At 51.9% G+C, this 17,721-nt stretch carries 15 protein-coding genes and 3 pseudogenes; 16 read left to right on the plus strand and 2 right to left on the minus strand.

The window, feature by feature from the left end; translation table 11 throughout:
* The first annotated feature begins 50 nt into the window (after positions 1-50).
* Positions 51-1,436 carry a 2-oxoadipate dioxygenase/decarboxylase HglS gene (gene hglS / locus H8F22_RS01765; RefSeq protein WP_027925203.1) on the plus strand — a complete coding sequence of 462 codons (1,386 nt, stop codon included), beginning with the start codon at positions 51-53 and terminating at the stop codon, positions 1,434-1,436.
* Positions 1,437-1,485: 49 nt separating this feature from the next.
* Here the strand turns inward: hglS and H8F22_RS01770 are convergent, their stop codons facing one another.
* Positions 1,486-2,163 carry a type 1 glutamine amidotransferase domain-containing protein gene (locus tag H8F22_RS01770; protein WP_194939694.1) on the minus strand — a complete coding sequence of 226 codons (678 nt, stop codon included), beginning with the start codon at positions 2,161-2,163 and terminating at the stop codon, positions 1,486-1,488.
* 416 nt (positions 2,164-2,579) lie between these two features.
* On the opposite strand from H8F22_RS01770, the gene H8F22_RS01775 reads away from it, so the two are divergent.
* From H8F22_RS01775 to H8F22_RS01790, 4 genes are all read left to right on the plus strand, one after another.
* The gene (locus H8F22_RS01775) at positions 2,580-3,095 is read left to right on the plus strand and encodes an Hcp family type VI secretion system effector (protein ID WP_007948242.1); all 516 of its coding nucleotides are present in this window, start codon (positions 2,580-2,582) and stop codon (positions 3,093-3,095) included.
* Between the two features lie 131 nt (positions 3,096-3,226).
* Positions 3,227-5,302: a type VI secretion system Vgr family protein gene (gene tssI / locus H8F22_RS01780; RefSeq protein WP_194939695.1), complete on the plus strand. Its 2,076-nt coding sequence runs from the start codon at positions 3,227-3,229 to the stop codon at positions 5,300-5,302.
* Positions 5,299-6,132 carry a DUF4123 domain-containing protein gene (locus H8F22_RS01785; protein WP_027921334.1) on the plus strand — a complete coding sequence of 278 codons (834 nt, stop codon included), beginning with the start codon at positions 5,299-5,301 and terminating at the stop codon, positions 6,130-6,132. The genes tssI (H8F22_RS01780) and H8F22_RS01785 overlap by 4 nt, the downstream gene beginning before the upstream one ends.
* Positions 6,133-6,151: 19 nt before the next feature.
* Complete coding sequence (locus tag H8F22_RS01790) at positions 6,152-8,659, plus strand: LysM peptidoglycan-binding domain-containing protein (RefSeq protein WP_081743830.1); 2,508 nt, start codon at positions 6,152-6,154, stop codon at positions 8,657-8,659.
* A gap of 47 nt (positions 8,660-8,706) precedes the next feature.
* Here H8F22_RS01790 and H8F22_RS01795 read toward each other — a convergent pair whose 3' ends face one another.
* Positions 8,707-9,699 carry a formylglycine-generating enzyme family protein gene (locus tag H8F22_RS01795; RefSeq protein ID WP_081743840.1) on the minus strand — a complete coding sequence of 331 codons (993 nt, stop codon included), beginning with the start codon at positions 9,697-9,699 and terminating at the stop codon, positions 8,707-8,709.
* Between the two features lie 98 nt (positions 9,700-9,797).
* Here H8F22_RS01795 and tssI (H8F22_RS01800) point away from each other — a divergent pair.
* From tssI (H8F22_RS01800) to H8F22_RS01845, 11 genes and pseudogenes are all read left to right on the plus strand, one after another.
* Positions 9,798-10,280: pseudogene (gene tssI / locus H8F22_RS01800) on the plus strand (type VI secretion system tip protein TssI/VgrG); the annotation flags it as partial.
* A gap of 28 nt (positions 10,281-10,308) precedes the next feature.
* Positions 10,309-10,608: a hypothetical protein gene (locus H8F22_RS01805; RefSeq protein WP_177327587.1), complete on the plus strand. Its 300-nt coding sequence runs from the start codon at positions 10,309-10,311 to the stop codon at positions 10,606-10,608.
* Between the two features lie 93 nt (positions 10,609-10,701).
* On the plus strand, positions 10,702-11,199 hold the full coding sequence (locus H8F22_RS01810) for a hypothetical protein (RefSeq protein ID WP_027921338.1): 498 nt from the start codon (positions 10,702-10,704) through the stop codon (positions 11,197-11,199).
* A 51-nt stretch (positions 11,200-11,250) separates the two neighbouring features.
* A pseudogene (locus tag H8F22_RS01815) lies at positions 11,251-12,612 on the plus strand (RHS repeat domain-containing protein); the annotation flags it as partial.
* Entirely contained in the window at positions 12,609-13,034 is a 426-nt protein-coding gene (locus tag H8F22_RS01820) for a hypothetical protein (RefSeq protein ID WP_032833365.1), read from the plus strand. The pseudogene H8F22_RS01815 and the gene H8F22_RS01820, both read left to right, overlap by 4 nt.
* A 202-nt stretch (positions 13,035-13,236) precedes the next feature.
* Positions 13,237-13,470: pseudogene (locus H8F22_RS33020) on the plus strand (hypothetical protein); the annotation flags it as partial.
* A 290-nt stretch (positions 13,471-13,760) separates the two neighbouring features.
* Positions 13,761-14,246: a hypothetical protein gene (locus H8F22_RS01825; protein ID WP_228758649.1), complete on the plus strand. Its 486-nt coding sequence runs from the start codon at positions 13,761-13,763 to the stop codon at positions 14,244-14,246.
* Between the two features lie 613 nt (positions 14,247-14,859).
* A complete protein-coding gene (locus H8F22_RS01830; RefSeq protein WP_194939696.1) occupies positions 14,860-15,207 on the plus strand; it encodes a hypothetical protein in 348 nt (115 codons plus the stop codon).
* Between the two features lie 166 nt (positions 15,208-15,373).
* Positions 15,374-15,718, plus strand: coding sequence for a hypothetical protein (locus tag H8F22_RS01835; protein WP_155953682.1), 345 nt, complete (start codon positions 15,374-15,376; stop codon positions 15,716-15,718).
* A complete protein-coding gene (locus H8F22_RS01840; RefSeq protein ID WP_027921342.1) occupies positions 15,709-16,650 on the plus strand; it encodes a hypothetical protein in 942 nt (313 codons plus the stop codon). Before H8F22_RS01835 ends, H8F22_RS01840 begins: the two co-directional genes overlap by 10 nt.
* Before the next feature lie 411 nt (positions 16,651-17,061).
* Complete coding sequence (locus H8F22_RS01845; RefSeq protein ID WP_194939697.1) at positions 17,062-17,580, plus strand: DUF2247 family protein; 519 nt, start codon at positions 17,062-17,064, stop codon at positions 17,578-17,580.
* The last annotated feature ends 141 nt before the right edge of the window (positions 17,581-17,721 follow it).

Raw genomic sequence — 17,721 nt, forward strand, 5'->3', positions numbered from 1 at the left:
CTGCGATCTTTTCGCACATCCTTTACGTCACCGCGCCGGGAATTTCTTTCATGAGCCAGTCACCCTTCGTCAGCCCTGACCTGATCCGTCAACGCTTCTCCAAAGCGATGTCCGACATGTACCGCGAAGAAGTGCCCCTGTACGGCGCACTCATGGAGTTAGTGGAGCAGACTAACCAATACGTGCTGGACAACGACCCGCAGATCGCCCGTCAGCTGAACAGCACCGGCGAAATCGAACGCCTGGATCTGGAACGTCACGGTGCAATCCGCGTCGGCACCGCCGCAGAACTGGCCACGCTCGCCCGTTTGTTCGCCGTGATGGGCATGCAACCGGTGGGTTATTACGACCTGACCCCGGCCGGCGTGCCGGTGCATTCCACGGCGTTTCGCGCGGTGCATGAAGACGCGTTGCAGGTCAGCCCCTTCCGCGTATTCACCTCGCTGCTGCGCCTGGAACTGATCGAAGACCTGGACCTGCGGGCCTTCGCCCAGTCGGTGCTGGACAAACGCCAGATCTTCACCCCGGCAGCGCTGACCCTGATCGAACGTGCGGAAACCGAGGGCGGCCTTACCGAACAAGAAGCGCAGCAGTTCGTCGAACAGGCGCTGGAAACCTTCCGCTGGCACCACAGCGCCACGGTTACCGCCGAGCAATACCAGAAACTCAGCCACCAGCATCGCCTGATCGCCGACGTCGTGGCCTTCAAAGGCCCGCACATCAACCACCTGACCCCGCGCACGCTGGACATCGACATCGTCCAGGCGCAGATGCCTGCCCACGGCATCACCCCTAAAGCGGTGGTCGAAGGCCCGCCCCGCCGGCAGTGCCCGATCCTGCTGCGCCAGACCAGTTTCAAAGCGCTGGACGAGCCGGTTGCATTCACCGATCAAGCTGAAACCCGTGGCAGCCACAGCGCGCGTTTCGGTGAAATCGAGCAGCGTGGCGCCGCGCTGACACCCAAGGGACGGGCGTTGTACGACCGTTTGCTCAACGCCGCTCGTGACGAGTTGAAAGACTTCCCCAATGAAGCCAATGCCGCACGCTACAACGCGCTGATGACCCAGCACTTTGGCGAATTCCCTGACACGTACGAAGGCATGCGCCGACAGGAACTGGCGTACTTTCGCTACTTCGTGACGGAAAAAGGCCTGCAGGCGGACAAGCTGGAATCGTTGTCGCTGGAGGATTTGCTGGACGGCGGGTATCTGCGGGTCGAACCGCTGGTGTATGAGGACTTTCTGCCGGTGAGTGCGGCGGGGATTTTCCAGTCGAACCTGGGAGACGCGGCGCAAACCCACTATGGCGAGCATTCGAATCAACAGGCGTTTGAACAGGCGCTGGGACGATTAACGATTGATGAGCTGGGGTTGTATGCCGAGACGCAGCGGCGCTCGGTAGAAGAATGCTATGCCACATTGGGGCATGCCATCTGAGACACACCCCATGTAGCCGCTGGCACAACGTGCGCCAGCGGCTGCGGGTTTAGCGGAGCTTCGCCAACAACGCTTCAGCACCCGCCTGCGAAGACGCCGGGTTCTGACCGGTGATCAGCAACCCGTCCTCAACCACATAGCTCGCCCAGTCATCACCCTTGGAATAAATCCCGCCCTTCTCCTTCAGCATGTCTTCCACCAGAAACGGCACGACCTTTGTCAGTTGCACCGCTTCTTCCTCCGAGTTGGTAAAGCCCGTCACGCGCTTGCCTTTGACCAACGGCTGGCCGTCCGTGCCTTTGACGTGACGCAACACACCCGGCGCATGACAGACCGCCGCGACCGGTTTGCCGGCCTTGATAAACGCTTCGATCAGCGCAATCGAATAGCGGTCTTCTGCCAAATCCCACAGCGGACCATGACCGCCGGGATAAAACACGGCGTCGTAATCCTCCGGCCTCACGGTGCTCAGCACCGCCGTAGACGCCAGCGCCGCTTGGGCGGCGGAATCTTTGCGAAAACGATGGGTGGCTTCTGTTTGAAAGTCGGGCTCGTCGCTTTTCGGGTCCAGCGGCGGTGGGCCACCCTTGGGCGAGGCCAGGGTCAGCTGAGCACCGGCGTCCTTGAAGGTGAAATACGGAGCGGCGAATTCTTCCAGCCAGAAGCCGGTTTTCTTGCCGGTATCACCCAATTGATCGTGGGACGTTAAAACCATCAGGATTTTCATGTCGTTCTCACTCCGTTTCAGGGTTGTTCGGACGCTCGACGGCGCTGTTTCTATGGACCCTGCGGCCGGCCCATTCGTTGCACCGGATGTCAGGCGCCGATGACGGGTGGCGCAAGGCCGTTATGCGCAAGAAGTTGCGCACTCATCCTCCAAAAATGTCCTGCCTTGCGGCTGATCGCCCGGCCTGTCAGGCCCTCCAGCCGAGTGCGCAAGAAGTTGCGCAGTGGTGTGCAAGTTCTTGCGCACATTCCTTTGGGTTCCAAGATGAAAATCTTTTCCATCGTTATAAAACCGACTCAACCCACTGATTTATATAACGTTAACCGCTTCTGGCACGGACCTTGATAACAGTCAGGCACCCACCGGGCGATACACGCCTCCCGGGCACCCCAAAATTTTTAGCAAGGAGCACACCCATGGCTACACCAGCGTACATGTCCGTCACTGGCGAAAAACAAGGTCTGATCACCGCCGGCGCGTTCACCGCCGATTCGGTTGGCAACACCTACCAGGAAGGCCACGAAGACCAGGTCATGGTTCAGGCTTTCAGCCACGACGTGATCATCCCGCGTGACCCGCAATCCGGCCAGCCAACCGGTCAGCGCGTTCACAAGCCTGTGGTCATCACCAAGGTCTACGACAAGTCCTCGCCACTGCTGCAAGCCGCTCTGACTTCCGGCGAGCGCATGAGCGAAATCGTTATCCAGTGGTACCGCACTTCGGCTCAAGGTACCCAAGAGCACTACTACACCACCAAACTGGAAGACGCCATCATCGTCGCCATCAACAACAAAATGCACAACTGCCAGGACCCGTCGAACTCGCACTTCACGCACCTGGAAGAAGTGCAGTTCACCTACCGCAAAATCACCTGGACCCACGAAGTTTCCGGTACTTCGGGTTCCGATGACTGGCGTCTGCCGGTCGCCTAAATCAGGCCGACCGTCTCAAGCATCGGCCAGCTCTGCTGGTCGATGTTGTTTTCGCCCTTCCAGAATTTTTGCGTCTGCCGAGGCCTTTTCGGCCATTGGCGCACGCCGCAGCACTGCACGAGGAACAAGGGATGTTCGCGCCGGCCAATCAGACTCACTTTGCCCTGACCATCGAAGGTCTCTCCAGCGATTTGCAGGTGCTGTCCTTGCAAGGCCGGGAGGCGATCAGCCAACCGTTCGTGTTTGAGGTGGAGCTGGTCAGTGAACAGCCGTCCCTGGACCTCGAAACGCTGCTGCACAAACCGGCCTTCTTGCAGCTCTCGCCGGACGGCAGCGGCATTCACGGCCAGATCTACCGTGCCGCCCAGGGTGATTCCGGCAAACGCCTGACCCGCTACGCGGTGACCCTGCGCCCGCAACTGTCCTACCTGGCGCACCGCATCAACCAACGCATCTTCCAGAACCTCAGCGTGCCGAAAATCATCGGCAAGGTCCTCGAAGAGCATGGCATCCAGAGCAACGCCTACGAATTCAAAGTCGGGGCGATTTATCCCGAACGCCTCTACTGCGTTCAGTACGATGAATCGGACCTGCAATTCATCCAGCGCCTGTGCGAAGAAGAAGGTATCCACTACCACTTCCAGCACAGCGCCACGGCCCACAAGCTGGTGTTCGGCGATGACCAGACGGTGTTCCCGAAACTCGCGCCTGTGGCCTATCAGCAAGACTCCGGCATGGTCGCCAACGACCCGGTGATCAAGCGTTTCGACCTGCGCCTGGAAACCCGTACCAGCCGCACCACCCGCCGCGACTACGACTTCGAAAAACCGCGCATCACCCTCGAAAGCGAAAACCGTGGCGACGCCCTGCCCGACCTCGAAGACTACGACTACCCCGGCCGCTTCCTCGACCGCGAACGCGGCAAGCACCTGGCCAAACGCGCCCTCGAACGTCACCGCAGCGACTTCCAGCTCGCCGAAGGCAAAAGCGATCAACCGATACTGGTCAGCGGCCACTTCCTGGCCCTGACCGAGCACCCGAAAGCCAAATGGAACGACTTGTGGCTGCTCACCGAAATCCTCCACGAAGGCAAACAGCCGCAAGTGCTGGAAGAATCGGTCACCAGCAGCACAACCAACCTCAAAGACGATTTCCACCAGGGCTACCGCAACCGCTTTCAAGCCACCCCGTGGGACGTGCCGAACCGCCCGCCGCTGCATCATCCCAAGCCACGGATCCTCGGCAGCCAGAGCGCCGTGGTCACCGGCCCCAAAGGTGAAGAAATCCACTGCGACCAGTACGGTCGCGTCAAAGTGCAATTTCACTGGGACCGCGAAGGCCAGGCCGATGACAAGACCAGCTGCTGGCTGCGCGTCTCCTCTGCCTGGGCCGGCGCCCACTACGGCGGCATCGCCATCCCGCGCATCGGCATGGAAGTGCTCGTCACCTTCCTCGAAGGCGACCCCGACCAACCGCTGATCAGCGGCTGCCTGTACCACAAGGAAAACGTCGTCCCGTACCCACTGCCGGCGAACAAGACCCGCAGCACCTTCAAGACCCTGAGTTCCCCCGGGGGCGGCGGTTTCAACGAACTGCGCATTGAAGACAAAAAGGGCCAGGAACAAATCTTCCTGCACGCCCAGCGCGACTGGGACGAAAACGTCGAACACGACCAGAAAATCCGCGTCGGCAACGAACGCCACGACACCGTCGAGCAAAACAGCTACAGCGAATTCAAGGCCGAAGAACACCACACGGTTTATGCCGATCGCAAAGTCGAAGCCCGCGCCAACGACCACCTGACCGTGGGCGTGAATCAGCACATCAAGATTGGTACCGGGCAATTCATCGACGCGGGCCAGGAGATTCACCTGAGCAGCGGCATGAAAGTCGTGCTTGAAGCGGGAAGCGAACTGACCCTGATCGGCGGTGGCAGCTTTATCAAGATCGATGCTGGCGGCGTGACCATTAGCGGGCCGGTGATCAATATGAACTCCGGGGGCGGGCCGGGAAGCGGGACGGGGGCGGCGCCGTTGTTGCCTGGACCGTTGAAGCAGGCGGATGCGGATAAGGCTGGGCAGGTCGTTGCGCCTTCCCTGGCTTCGTATAAAGCGCAAGCAAAAACGGGAGTGCTACTACCTATCCCTTCGTGCCACCTAGATGCTTCCGGCCATTGCCCCATTCACCAGCCGGGTAAATCAGCATGATCGATTCTATTCCTTCGCCGTTCGAACGACCTCCGTCCCTGGGCACCCTGTGTCTGATTCTGGATGGCAGCTTTGATGTGGATTTGCTGGCGCGTCTGTTTCAAGGTGACGAACAATCTCGCCCTCGGTGTATTCCACTGTTCCTCAATACGCCATATGCCGAACTTCAACCTGCTGGACCTTACGTTATCGTGTGCCCTGCAAAAGGCGAATCAACGGCGTATGCCAGTGCCCTGCTGGAGCAGTCCGATGCCGGCTGTGTGGCCTGGCTAAGCAACGAGCACGACCTGGACAACGGGGTTGAACATTGGCGAAGTCTGCTCACTGTGCGCACCGACGACGCGCCGCAACAGATGATGCGGTTTTTCGATCCTCGATGGTTAGAGCCCTTGCTGCGCAGCCTTAATGAAACTGAGCGCAACCAGTTTATTGGGCCATTCACCAGTATGGCCTGGCGTAACGAAATGGGCTGGCGGTACTACGCCAGGGCGCCCCAGAGCCCAGCGGCCGCACTGCAACCTCCCGCTTGGCTGTACCTGAATCGGGATCGCGAAGAGTTGATCGAGCAAGGTCGATTGAAGGTCATTGCAGCACGCTTTGCCGAAGACTATCGCGAAGTGTTGCCTGCCCAAGACACTGTCGAGTTTGTACATCGTCAATTGCTGGCAGGACAACAAGCGGGCTACCAACAAATGGCAGATCAGGAGCGCTGGCTACGCCTCGCCATAAGCCGTGGAGATTCCTTTTGGGCGAATGGCCCGGATGCGGAACTTTTGGCTCGTAACGACGTGGCGCTGGGTGAAAAATTGACTCAGCTGGAAAGCCTCTGAATCACAAGGACGATGAGTAATGAGCAACACCTATACCGTCAAAAGCGGCGATATCCTCGGCAATATTGCCAGCGCAAACAAATGCTCTGTGGCGGATCTACGGGCACTTAACCCCATTATTACCGACCCCAACCACATCAAAGCCGGTTGGGTGTTGCAGCTACCAGCCACTAAAGTGTTGCCGCCGCCCAAGCATGCGGACAACCAGAGCACCACCAGTGTCAAGGGCGAAGCTCAATGCAAGGACGAACTGGTGGACGTGGTGCATATCACCGGTGAAGACACTTTTTATATTCTGACGGAAAAAGAGTCGAAAGCACTAAAAACACAGACTGACCTCGTCCAGAAACTCATGGACGAGCTGCACCAGAACCTGGCCAAAGCCACCGAAGCGAGTAAATGCACCAAGGCATCAAATCCTCAGACCTATTGCGCCTGCTCGCGATGTGTCAAAGACGCCTGGAACGTCAAGGCTGAAGATGCCGGGTTGGTACAGCGCTCAGAGCCACCGCCGGAAAAAAAAGCGACCGCCACCATAACTCGTAAAGAAGACTTGCAGGGACAGTTGGCAACGGTGCAGCAGGCACGTGACTGGTACCAGCGGTATGAGCCCAAGGCAACATTTGAAGGCAATTATCTGGAGAGTAACTGGAAACAGCTGCAAGCCAAAAAAGTACTCGAACTGAACGCCGAGATTGAATCCCTGCGAACCAAGATCGCAGCGCAAGGAAAGGCAGAAGCCGGCGACAGTTCCACCAGCGCCAACAGCGCTGCGCCGGACATCAAGCATGGCAAGGGAAAAGCCACCGAAAGCCAAAAGGGTCGACAAGTAAAAACGGGCATTACCGTTATCGAAGTCATCTCGTTCAGCGACCCAAGTCGCCGGCACTACATACCGATGAGTTACCGGGAACAACTTGACTGGAAAGTGAAGGTCAGCACGAAGGTAATGCAGGGCAAGCCACTCGATAAAAACCTGGCTAAAGAGCTGTTCAAGGACATCAAGTCCGCCGTCAATGAAAGCCGAAAAACCAGCCCCCTTGGTAGTCTGGAAGCCAAGTTTACGAGCTGGACGAGCAAAGACGACAACCTGCTTAATGCCCTGCACAAAGAATGCTCCTGGACTTCCAATCAGGCAGACTCCGCGAAATACGCCGTCTCCGCCGAAGCTCACGCCTTCCGTTTTGCCGCCACCGCCAGCGCCGGCATCAACAGCTGGGAGCCCGGTAAAGGCAACATCGAAGTGGGCGTGAAAGGCAGTGCAGCGATCTCGCTGGCGGAAGGCTCTGTTGCGCTCAAGAGTTTCTTCCCCGATCAGGGCGGTTACGTGGTGCGGATGCCTTACCGCAATGCCGAAGGCAAAGAAGTGGTGAGTGACATCGGCATTTTCCGTCTCGACGGAAAAGTGGAGCTATCGTGTTTCGCCGGGGCGACAGCCCAAGGTCAGGCTGGCGTCAAAGCGCAATATAAACCCAAAGAAGTTGAAGCGTCGGGGGCTACAGCGTTGCTCAGCACACCGAGCATGGCGGTGGATAAAAAGCGCGGAGGCAGCGTTGGTTTGAAGGGCAACGCCTTCGCCGGTGTACAAGGTGGCGGCACATTGACCGGAACGTTGAAGTGGCTTGATCCGGCCAAGCAAGGGGGCGGCAAAATTGTCGCGGGACAGGCGAATGATAGTGGCAGTACAGACTGGGCGAGTCTAGTTGAGGTCAAGGCTGAAGGCAATGTGGCGCTTGGCATTGGAGCGGGTTTTGATTTCGGTATTGAGATCAATGCAGATCGCTTGGCAATCAACTGCAAGGCCAGCCTGGTATTTGGTCCGGGTGCCGGCGGTGGATTTGGTACAGCAGTAGATTTGGAACAGGTAGGGAATCTTGCATTTATTTTTTGCAGTGCATTGTCGAAAGCAGACTTTCATTATCAGCTGGCAGTGACGGAAGAAGCGTTTAGCTACATGGCCAAGGGGTTATTTCATGTTGCAACACATCCGGGGGAAGCAGCTGGAAAAGCTTTCGTAGAAGGTTTCGATAGCATGGAACGTTGGTGGCTGAGACGAAAGGCTACAAAGGAAGAAGCTCAAAGCCTTGCGACATATTTGCTTAGTAATCAATTCGTCAATGTTAATGGTAAAAAAATCCCACTCCAAATGATGCCGCCAGAAACCCTTGGCCCCATGCTTTATTTATTAACGGAGAGCTTTGTTGAAAGCTGGGCGGAGAATCAGGAAAAAGCTGTTGTCTTGTTGCTGTCACATTTGCGAAGTTGGCGTCACTTCATCGAGGTGTTGGAGCACTGTTCTAAAAATGGCAGCAAAGTAAACGCAATACATAGTTTAGACCGTCTAAATGCTCTTCTAGACGGAAGCGAACAACGAGAATTCAACCGTTTTATCGGTTCGTTAGCAATAAGTACCAATTCATCCGCTCAACCTAAGGGAATGCTGGCTTGGACACCAGGTTTACCGTGGCGCAAAGAAAATGTTTTAGTAGCTGCTCGACGTAGTAACTTATTTGACGGATTAGCTTAAAGACAGACGACCAGTAGGGGCACCCTTGGCGCCCCCTACTCCGGATACTATAAAGATTTATCCGATTGTATAGCACAACGAAAACTGGTTCCTGGATAGTGTGCATCTTTTGATGGGGCATCAGCCCAGCGCCGAACAACTGGAGCTGCAGCTATAGGTCCCTCAGGATAATTTGACCCACGCCGGACCCTCTGAGTACCAAGTTCAGGACCCCGTGGATTCTCCAATGGAGAATGCTGATAATAATCCTTCCCGTACCAGTCGCTAACCCAATCTGTAGCATTTCCAGACATATTATATATACCTAGCGGATTGGGAGTAAAACTATCAACCGCATATGTATTTCCTGTACTTTTAGCTGGAAAATTACGCCCAAAGTTTAAACTACCATTATCAGTGGGATACAGTACATGCTGACCACGACTACGCGCCGCATACTCCCATTGCGCCTCTGTCGGCAAATCAACTGGATACCCACTTAACCGGCCAATCCAAAGACAATAATCTTTTGCTTCTTGCCAACTTTTGGTGGGCGCTGGAAGATCAGGCGCATATAGATACTTTAAGTCTTCGCGCTCTCGATCTTCAGCATCAAACAATGGTTGTCCCATCGCGGCAAAATACAAGTCAAAATCAATCAACCTAGTCTGAAACTTAGAAAAATAGTAGCTACTTAGCTTGACTGGATGTACAAAATCATCATTCCCATCTCTGCTAATGTTACAAAGCTGCTTGGGGTCTTGCCCGCAGGGCCAGGTACACACATCCTTTTCATCATATTCACAAATCCAGCCAAAGTCCCCCATATCAAACTGTCCACCCTCGACAAACACCATATTGTCGATGGACTGCACGACGGTGTTGAGCACCTTCCCGCGCAGTTCGCTGGAAAGATGAGGGTAAGTCTTCGCAATGGTGGCAGCGATGGTGGAGACTTTCTCTGGTGCAAGACTCTTGCTGGTAGGCAAAGGACCGGATTCCGCCTCGCAACCGACTAAAAACATCATGGCTGGCAGGGCAAGTACGAGCTGACGTAGCACTGGAAATATCCTTATAAAATGCAACAGAGACCGAACATTAACATCCCCTGCCCGCACAACAAAGTCCCGCACAAAGCCTTTCAATATCTCGGTATTTACCAGGCTGTTTCATCGACCGAGAGCGCGGCAAACACCTGGCCAAGCGCAACCTGGAACGCCACCGCAGCGACTTCCAGCTGGCCGAAGGCAAAAGCGATCAGCCGTTGCTGGTCAGCGGCCATTTCCTGGCCCTGACCCAACACCCGAAAGCCAAATGGAACGACCTTTGGCTGCTGACCGAAGTCCTGCACGAAGGCAAACAGCCGCAGGTGCTGGAAGAATCGGTCACCAGCGACACCACCAGCCTCAAGGGCGATTTCCACCAGGGTTATCGCAACCGCTTCCAGGCCACCCCATGGGACGTGCCGAACCGTCCGCCGCTGACGCAAAAGAAACCGCGCATCCTCGGCAGCCAAAGCGCCGTGGTCACCGGGCCCAAGGGTGAAGAGATCCACTGCGATCAGTACGGCCGCGTCAAAGTGGAATTCCACTGGGACCGCGAAGGCCAGGCTGACGACAAGACCAGCTGCTGGCTGCGCGTCTTTTTTAGTTTTTGAAGCCGTTGTTCGAATGAAAGCATTTGTAAATCTTTGGTTTTTATATCGTATTCTTTTCAATGCGGTTAAGCGTGCCGGGTTCACCGTAATCGAATTCTCGGACCAGCGCGCATTTTTCGGTTATTGGTCGTTGACTGTCGAAGGCCATGGAGCAACCTATCTGATCGTCAATGAAGGACGCAATGGTTGGATGATTTGTTATCGAGCTAGTGCGGCGGGAACAATTACAGAGCTGGACAAGAGAGAATCGGCTTGGATGGACGATACCGATAAGCCAGCCCAATGTCTGACTTGGCTCTCTGACTTTCCGTAACCACAAAACGCCAAGATCCCGAAAAATCAGGAAAGTTAGACAGTCACCACTCGCAGTACATCTACCCTATAAATCAAACAAGCAGGGCCTCTCATGAATAAACACCAGATCAGTCTTTCAAACGGCTGGATTGCAGAGTTCGAGAATCAGGGGGAATTTCGCATGTCAGCTGAAGGCTGGAATCTGGTTCTGCAGGGACCGGATCAGCGAAAAATCCAGTACTTCAGAGACAAGATCATTGTCGTCAACGATGACGATGGTGCTCAGGCGAAAACATGCATTCGACTCTCAAACGATGGTGTTTTCGGCTATTTGAGCACTGGGCTGGATCAAGGATGGGTGATTGACTTTGCGCGAGGTATGATCGCTCCGCACAGGGTAAGCATCTCCCACAGCCATGACGGATACGATGAAAGCATCTCGATGTACGAACAACCTGCCTTCAAACGTGCACGCGAGTATATAAGTGTTAAAGGCAAGTACATTTATCTGACCTTCCCCCTCACTAAAGATGAAGATTTCCCTAAGGTATGGGAGGAATATCTGCGGATTCGGAAACGGCAACTGGATGAGCTTTACTTCAGGAATTGATCCGGGTGTACTGGCTCAACCCTATCGACCCGTGCTTCAGAAATCCCCTTTTCGCACCAGTTCAGCGCCGGCCGCGAGCAGCAACGTCAACAAGGCCTGCTGCTCAGCCAATACCGGTACGACGAACAAGGCCGACTGCAAGCCCACACGGTGGGTCAGCAAGATCGCAACCTGTTCCAGCGGCGCTACGCCTACGATGCCAATGGCAACCTCGCGGGCATTGACGACAGCCGCAAAGGTAATCGCAGCTACCATTACGATCCGCTTGATCGCCTGATCAACGTCCGTGGCAGCACCCCGGAAAGCTTTGCGCACGACCCGGCGGGCAACCTCCTGGGCCAGGGCGACCAGCCAACCGCAAACCTGGCCAACCTCAAAGGCAACCGCCTGCTCATGCAGGGCGACCGCCACTACGATTACGACGCCTACGGCAACCTGGCGCGCGAACGTCGAGGAACCGGACAGAAACTTGTCACCGAGTACCGTTACGACTGCCAGCACCGCCTGATCGGCGTTAGCCTCCCCGGCGGCAGCTATGCAACCTACAAATATGACGCCTTTGGCCGCCGCATCGCCAAAACCGTAGATGGCCACACGACGGAGTTCCTGTGGCAAGGCGAACGCCTAATCGCCGAAAGCGCCGACAACCGTTATCGCAGCTACATCTACGAACCGGGGTCATTCCGCCCATTGGCAATGCTCGACGGCGAAGGCCCACTCAAAGCCGAGCCGTTCTACTACCAACTCGACCACCTCGGCACCCCACAGGAACTCACCGACTACAGCGGCGAAATCATGTGGTCGGCGAAATACCGCGCGTATGGCAACCTCGCCACTCTCGACGTTGAGGAAATCGACAACCCGCTGCGCTTCCAGGGTCAGTACTTCGATGCGGAAACGGATCCGATCAAGCTTGCAGGCGGGTTGAACAACTACCAGTACGTGCCTAACCCTACAGGATGGGTGGATCCATTAGGGTTGAGCTGCGAACCGTGCGACGGTCCTGATGAGAAGCAATCAAACCAATCTCGCGAAACGGACTACGAGAGTCTTCCTCGTCTCCCAAGCACTCCAGAGGAAGGATATCTGTATCGCGGTGTTCATAAGGGCCATCCTGCCGAAAATGACGCATTTTCCGGAAAGGTAACTCCCGGAAAAATTGATGGCGTAGTAAATCCTGACGATCACAATTATGGAGGACACTCGGGAGACAGCCCCTATACTTCATGGACAAGATCACCTGATATCGCCAGGCAATTTGCGAAAGAGGATGGACTTATTCTGAGAGTTAAAATTGGCGCCCCAAAAGAAGGCGATAAGTGGTCATGGCAGTATTTGGAAGATCGTTGGGGGGAGCAAGAAGTTCTCTTGAAAGGACCCCGCAGCGGGGATATCGAGGTGTTTAAGCCATGAATATATTAGATTTGTTACAGCAGAATTTTCATCTCGCAGACGGCGGGATAAAATCGGCCCAACTATTAAAAAAATCAACTGAAGAAAGTTTCATTTTTAAAAACGATTACATTATAAAAAAAACTAGCGATGCGTATAAAAAAGAACTCACCACTCAAAAAGAAATTGCAAACACAACTTCATCGGTAATGCCTGGATTTGAAGAGCTTATAAATGCGCTTTCAAGTATGGCGCCTGACGCAATACTATCAATGCGTTTCATTGACAGTGCCAGTTGGGACGGTCGCATTTTTTATGATGAAAAAAATACATTTATTGGCGCAATAATTGGGCAAAAGAAAAATAAAAATTGGGAGACGCCCCCGAACTGGGACGGTTCAGAGGAAATGCTACGAACCTACAACGCCCAAAAAGACAACTAAAAACCCTAATGAAACGGGACACCCACTAGCCGGTCTCCAGTCAAGGCTAAAGAGTTTCTTCTTTCGTTTAAAGGCATGTCGAATTTGGATAGAGCGAAAGTAGGCGGCGCTTCATTACATAATTAAGGATGCGGTTCCTCAACAGCTTCAGTTGCACTACTTAAGACAAAATGGAAGGGACCGCTTTTTGAGCTAAGTCGTAAACCTGCATCTAGTCAGCCGTCGTATCAATCCGGATAGTAGCCAACTGCGCTATCGCTACGACAATGCGCGCCTACTGCTCAGTGAGATCGAAAACGAACGTGGCGAACACTACCAACTCGATTACTACTCTAACGGCCTAATCCAGCAGGAAACCGGCTTCGACGGTCGTCGTACCGCTTATGAATACGACCTCAAAGGCCAGTTGCTAAAGAAAACGGAGTTCGGCGACGAAATACCGAGCTGCCGACAACGATTGGCGGGTGCTAAATAGCGAGCTAAACCTTGGCGCAAAAACTCTAGAGGGCGAGGGCATATATATCGTTAAAATCAAGCCTGACGACCCAAGATTCCGCTATGAAATGCCTAATGGAAAAGAAATGGTGCGTACCCGAACGAATGGGTTCCTGGCGGGGCAACCAAAAGTGGGACAAAAGAAGCTGCTCTGATCGGATCAGATAGCGTTTCCCATAATAGTGACGTGGGAACGCTGTTGAAAAATTTTGATGACTGGGAAAAGCTTCAATGAAAACCACTTTCGAAACGGCTCTAGATCAGAATGAAATCGCCGATTTTTTCAAGGGAAACGGCATTTACTTCGCGAGGGGATCTGATTGGGGCGATCATCTTTATGTCAGCAACTGGCAGGAAATGTGCGGCGTACTTAAAACGCAAAGCGCAGCACGAAGCTTACTGACAAATATATTTGAAGAGTATGCAAAGTACCTCGGAGAAAATTACGAAGACGCGGCAGGATTACTTTCGAACATCACAGCCTATTACGTAATAAAGTACAAGTTTGAATTTTTATCTGCCGACAACTATGACCTTATTAACAGTCTCAACAGCAAAACAAAAGAAAAAACAGGCAAGCTATTTAGACTTCTCAGGAACGAGTATGACAAACAAAATAAAGACCTGCCAAACTACACATTCGAACAAGAAATCCAAAGGCTGAAAAACTTGGTTGCACTACCGAGTTCGAATCCCTTTAAAGATTTAAATAGATAAAAACAAATAAAATAGGACAGGGCTAACCACGCTCCGAAAAAAAAGGGGACGGATTTATTTTTAGGAAAGAAAATAAATCCGTCCCCTTTTCGCCGGCCTCGAACAAAAACGCCAACAGGGCCTGCTACTCAGTGAGTACCAGTACGACGAACAAGGCCGTCTGCAAGCACACAGCGTCAGCCAAGAGAAAAAGGGGACGGATTTATTTTCACGCAAGAAAATAAATCCGTCCCCTTTTCATTTCCAAAGCGCCCAGACGGCCGACATGCGACTAAACATACAAATGCTCAGTCAGCGGAACAAGCAAGATCGTTGAGCCTAGGACGAGGAACAAGAGACGGAAAACCCGAAGCTTCCTATCTACCAGACATAGCAAACAACGTCAGTGGCTTCGAAAAACAAGCGGCATACTCCGCAGTACGGGGCGGGAACGTATTTGATCACGGCGGTTCCAGGTACATGTTTTATCGATCAAATACTCCTGTTGGCTACAACAATGGTGATTTGACGCACTGGGTGAGAATAGAATTAACGAAAGCTGGGGAACCAGTAATACACAGCTTCCCAGCCTCACCTGAACAGGTTCAAAAATACATGGGAAAAATCAAGTAAAATGAATACCGAACTGAAATACAAACTCCATCCGATCCGCGTCCCCAGCGGGTGGACAATCACAATCAACAATTTATTCGAAGTTGAACTAACACCACAAACCACTGGCTGGTTTAGTAGCGCAGCTTTATTAGGGGGGGGGGTACGTCGCAGCACAGGTCACTGCTTCGACTCAAGGGTCGAACCAGAAGGAGATCCCGAAGGAGAGTTTGTGATTGATTTTTTAACAATAAAATATGACAACAAAGGAAAACCCATAAAAAATTCCGAAATATTCCTAGAAGAGTTCAGAACAAAAAACAAAAAGGCATTTATTGAAAAAATAGAATCCTTCATGCTTGAAGCGTAGGATAATCGCAAAGGCAAAAAATTGGCACTATTACTCTTTTGGCACAAACAAAAAAAACAAAGGAAAAACAAAGGGGACAAAAACAAAAACAAAAAAACAAAGGGGACAGATTTATTTTTACGAAATAAAATAAATCCGTCCCCTTTTCGATTCTTTTCGATTCTGTTTGTTCGAAAATAAATCTGTCCCCTTTTCTCCCTATTTAATCCTCCGATTGCCTGGTAAAAACACGCTTACCGACGACATGATAATCTTCGAAGGGGAAGAGGTTTGGGGAGGGATTTTCGGCTATGGAGGAAAGCGTGAAAAAGTCAAATGGACCGAAAATAGTTTCGACCGACACGAAGGTACACGTGTAAAAACAGAAGCTGGTGTCGCAACGTACAGACGCGTCTACCATACGGATCGAGAAGGTAGAGCATTGAATAGCATTAGCGGCAAACTGTCCTACTCACCGATGGAGGGGATGACCTTACCCTCCATCGAAATTAAGGATATAGCATGGCTTTGAAAGATATCATTCAAGAAGCGCGTACCAAATATGGCGAAGCGTCCAGTGTCGTTCTGACGGCAAATGAGCCCACCGGGCAAGCTCCGATGGAGCTCTTTATTACAGATGAACATACAGAAAACTATTTATCACTAAAAACCAGCTCCGATACTGATCGTGGTCTGGTCACTGGGTTGATGGCCCTAGGAGCTGTTCCTTGTCTACTGATGGCTATTTGGTTTTTTTCTACAGGAAAAATTGAAGGCGGAGTGAACGGCCTTTTAGTTGGTATACCGATGCTTCTGATTCCATTTTTCTGGGAAATTCTCCGCCCACTCCCTCTACCGGTATTATTTAACCGACGCACTAAAGAGATTTATTTCGACAATAATGGCGAACTATTTCACTCACCATGGAATGTAGCCCAAGCTGTTGTTTGCGAGTTTCAGATGATCGGCCCTTATACAGCAGGAATAAACAATGCATCTCTTGAAGTGGTCGTCCAACAATTCGATAATCCTCAAAATATGCTCATGGTAAGTCTTGGCAGCCCCTCAGGAAAAACACTCGACATGCAAAAAGGATTTTGGGAATACATCCGATCCTACATGAATAACGGGCCTTGGTTTGACAAAACCGGTACTCACAGCCAGTCTGACGCCTTCGTTAAAAGCCAGCTAGAAGCAAATTTAAAGCAATCTGAATTTCTAAAACACACACGTCAGACTATTGCTGAAAAAAGATCCGCCTCCGCAGGAAGAAACTACCTTAGCGGTATTGATTTTTTAATGCTTTTAGCAAACTTATTTTTTTATCCTTCAAGTCGCATACAAGATTTCACCTACAACATTGCCAAACGTAGGTCCCGTAATCGCTGGCCGAAAATCGTACTTGAGCGTTTGCAGTCAGATGGGCCAACTACGAAACTGACTGATATTGAGAAGAGGAAATAAAAATCAAGCGACGCTCTGTAGTTTTCCGACTTTTCGATTGACTTTGCATGCCATCCAAACCTGAACAGCAGGTCGAACTTGACTTCAGAAATCACCGGCCCATGGCGGGAGATACTCGTCGCTTTGCCACAAACAAAGGGGACCAAACAAAGGGGACAGATTTATTTTTACGAAATAAAATAAATCGAAATAAAATAAATCCGTCCCCTTTTCGCTGTTTGTTCGAAAATAAATCTGTCCCCTTTTCTCTTTTTCGCACTCAACTCGAAGGGACAATGAGCGATAAACGCGGAGTCTTCGAATGGATTGTGAACTCGAAATTGAAATTAACACACCAGAGATTTATACCAGAGGGCAGAATTACTGGCACACCAAACCAAATACCATCGAGAATGCCAAAGTAGGCAACGTATGAAAGACTTATTACTTGACGGTTCCTACGTATATGCACACGCACCCTGGCTAAACTGGAGTGAGCTTCTTTATGGACTGGAACACAGCTTCATAAACGAAAAGGGAGTATCTGAATTCGCTTGCGAGGGTTTAACTGAAAAATCTTCACAAGAGGCCATTAGCCTTGCGTCTTTATTACCGAAAGAAAGCTACTTGACACTCGATTTACTCCGCGGACTTGCTACCAACGAACCAGCTATTGAAACAGACAAAGCAAAACCATGGATTTTTTTACTGCTTTCATTTTTGTTTGATAATAAAGATAGCTACAGCGACCCATTAAATATAGTGGAGCAGATATATTCAGACTTCGATTACCCAGAGGAACTTTCACCTCTAATTAGATACATGCCGGCATCAGAAGGCATCGAAGGATCTGAGGATCTGAGGATCAGCTATTCAAAAACTGGGAAAAAGCTTTATCAGATTACAATAGTTTTTTTAGTAATCAAAATAGAAAGCCTTTGTAGAAAGTGACTCCACTCTGTTTTCGGGAGTTGTAAAAAACGTGTAAAAATAAAAAAAGGGGACGGATTTATTTTTACGAAAGAAAATAAATCCGTCCCCTTTTCGCATTATGACGTGTTAGATTCTGCAAAAAATGTTGGCAATGACAGA

Source organism: Pseudomonas mucoides (assembly GCF_015461845.1).
GTDB lineage: Bacteria > Pseudomonadota > Gammaproteobacteria > Pseudomonadales > Pseudomonadaceae > Aquipseudomonas > Aquipseudomonas mucoides.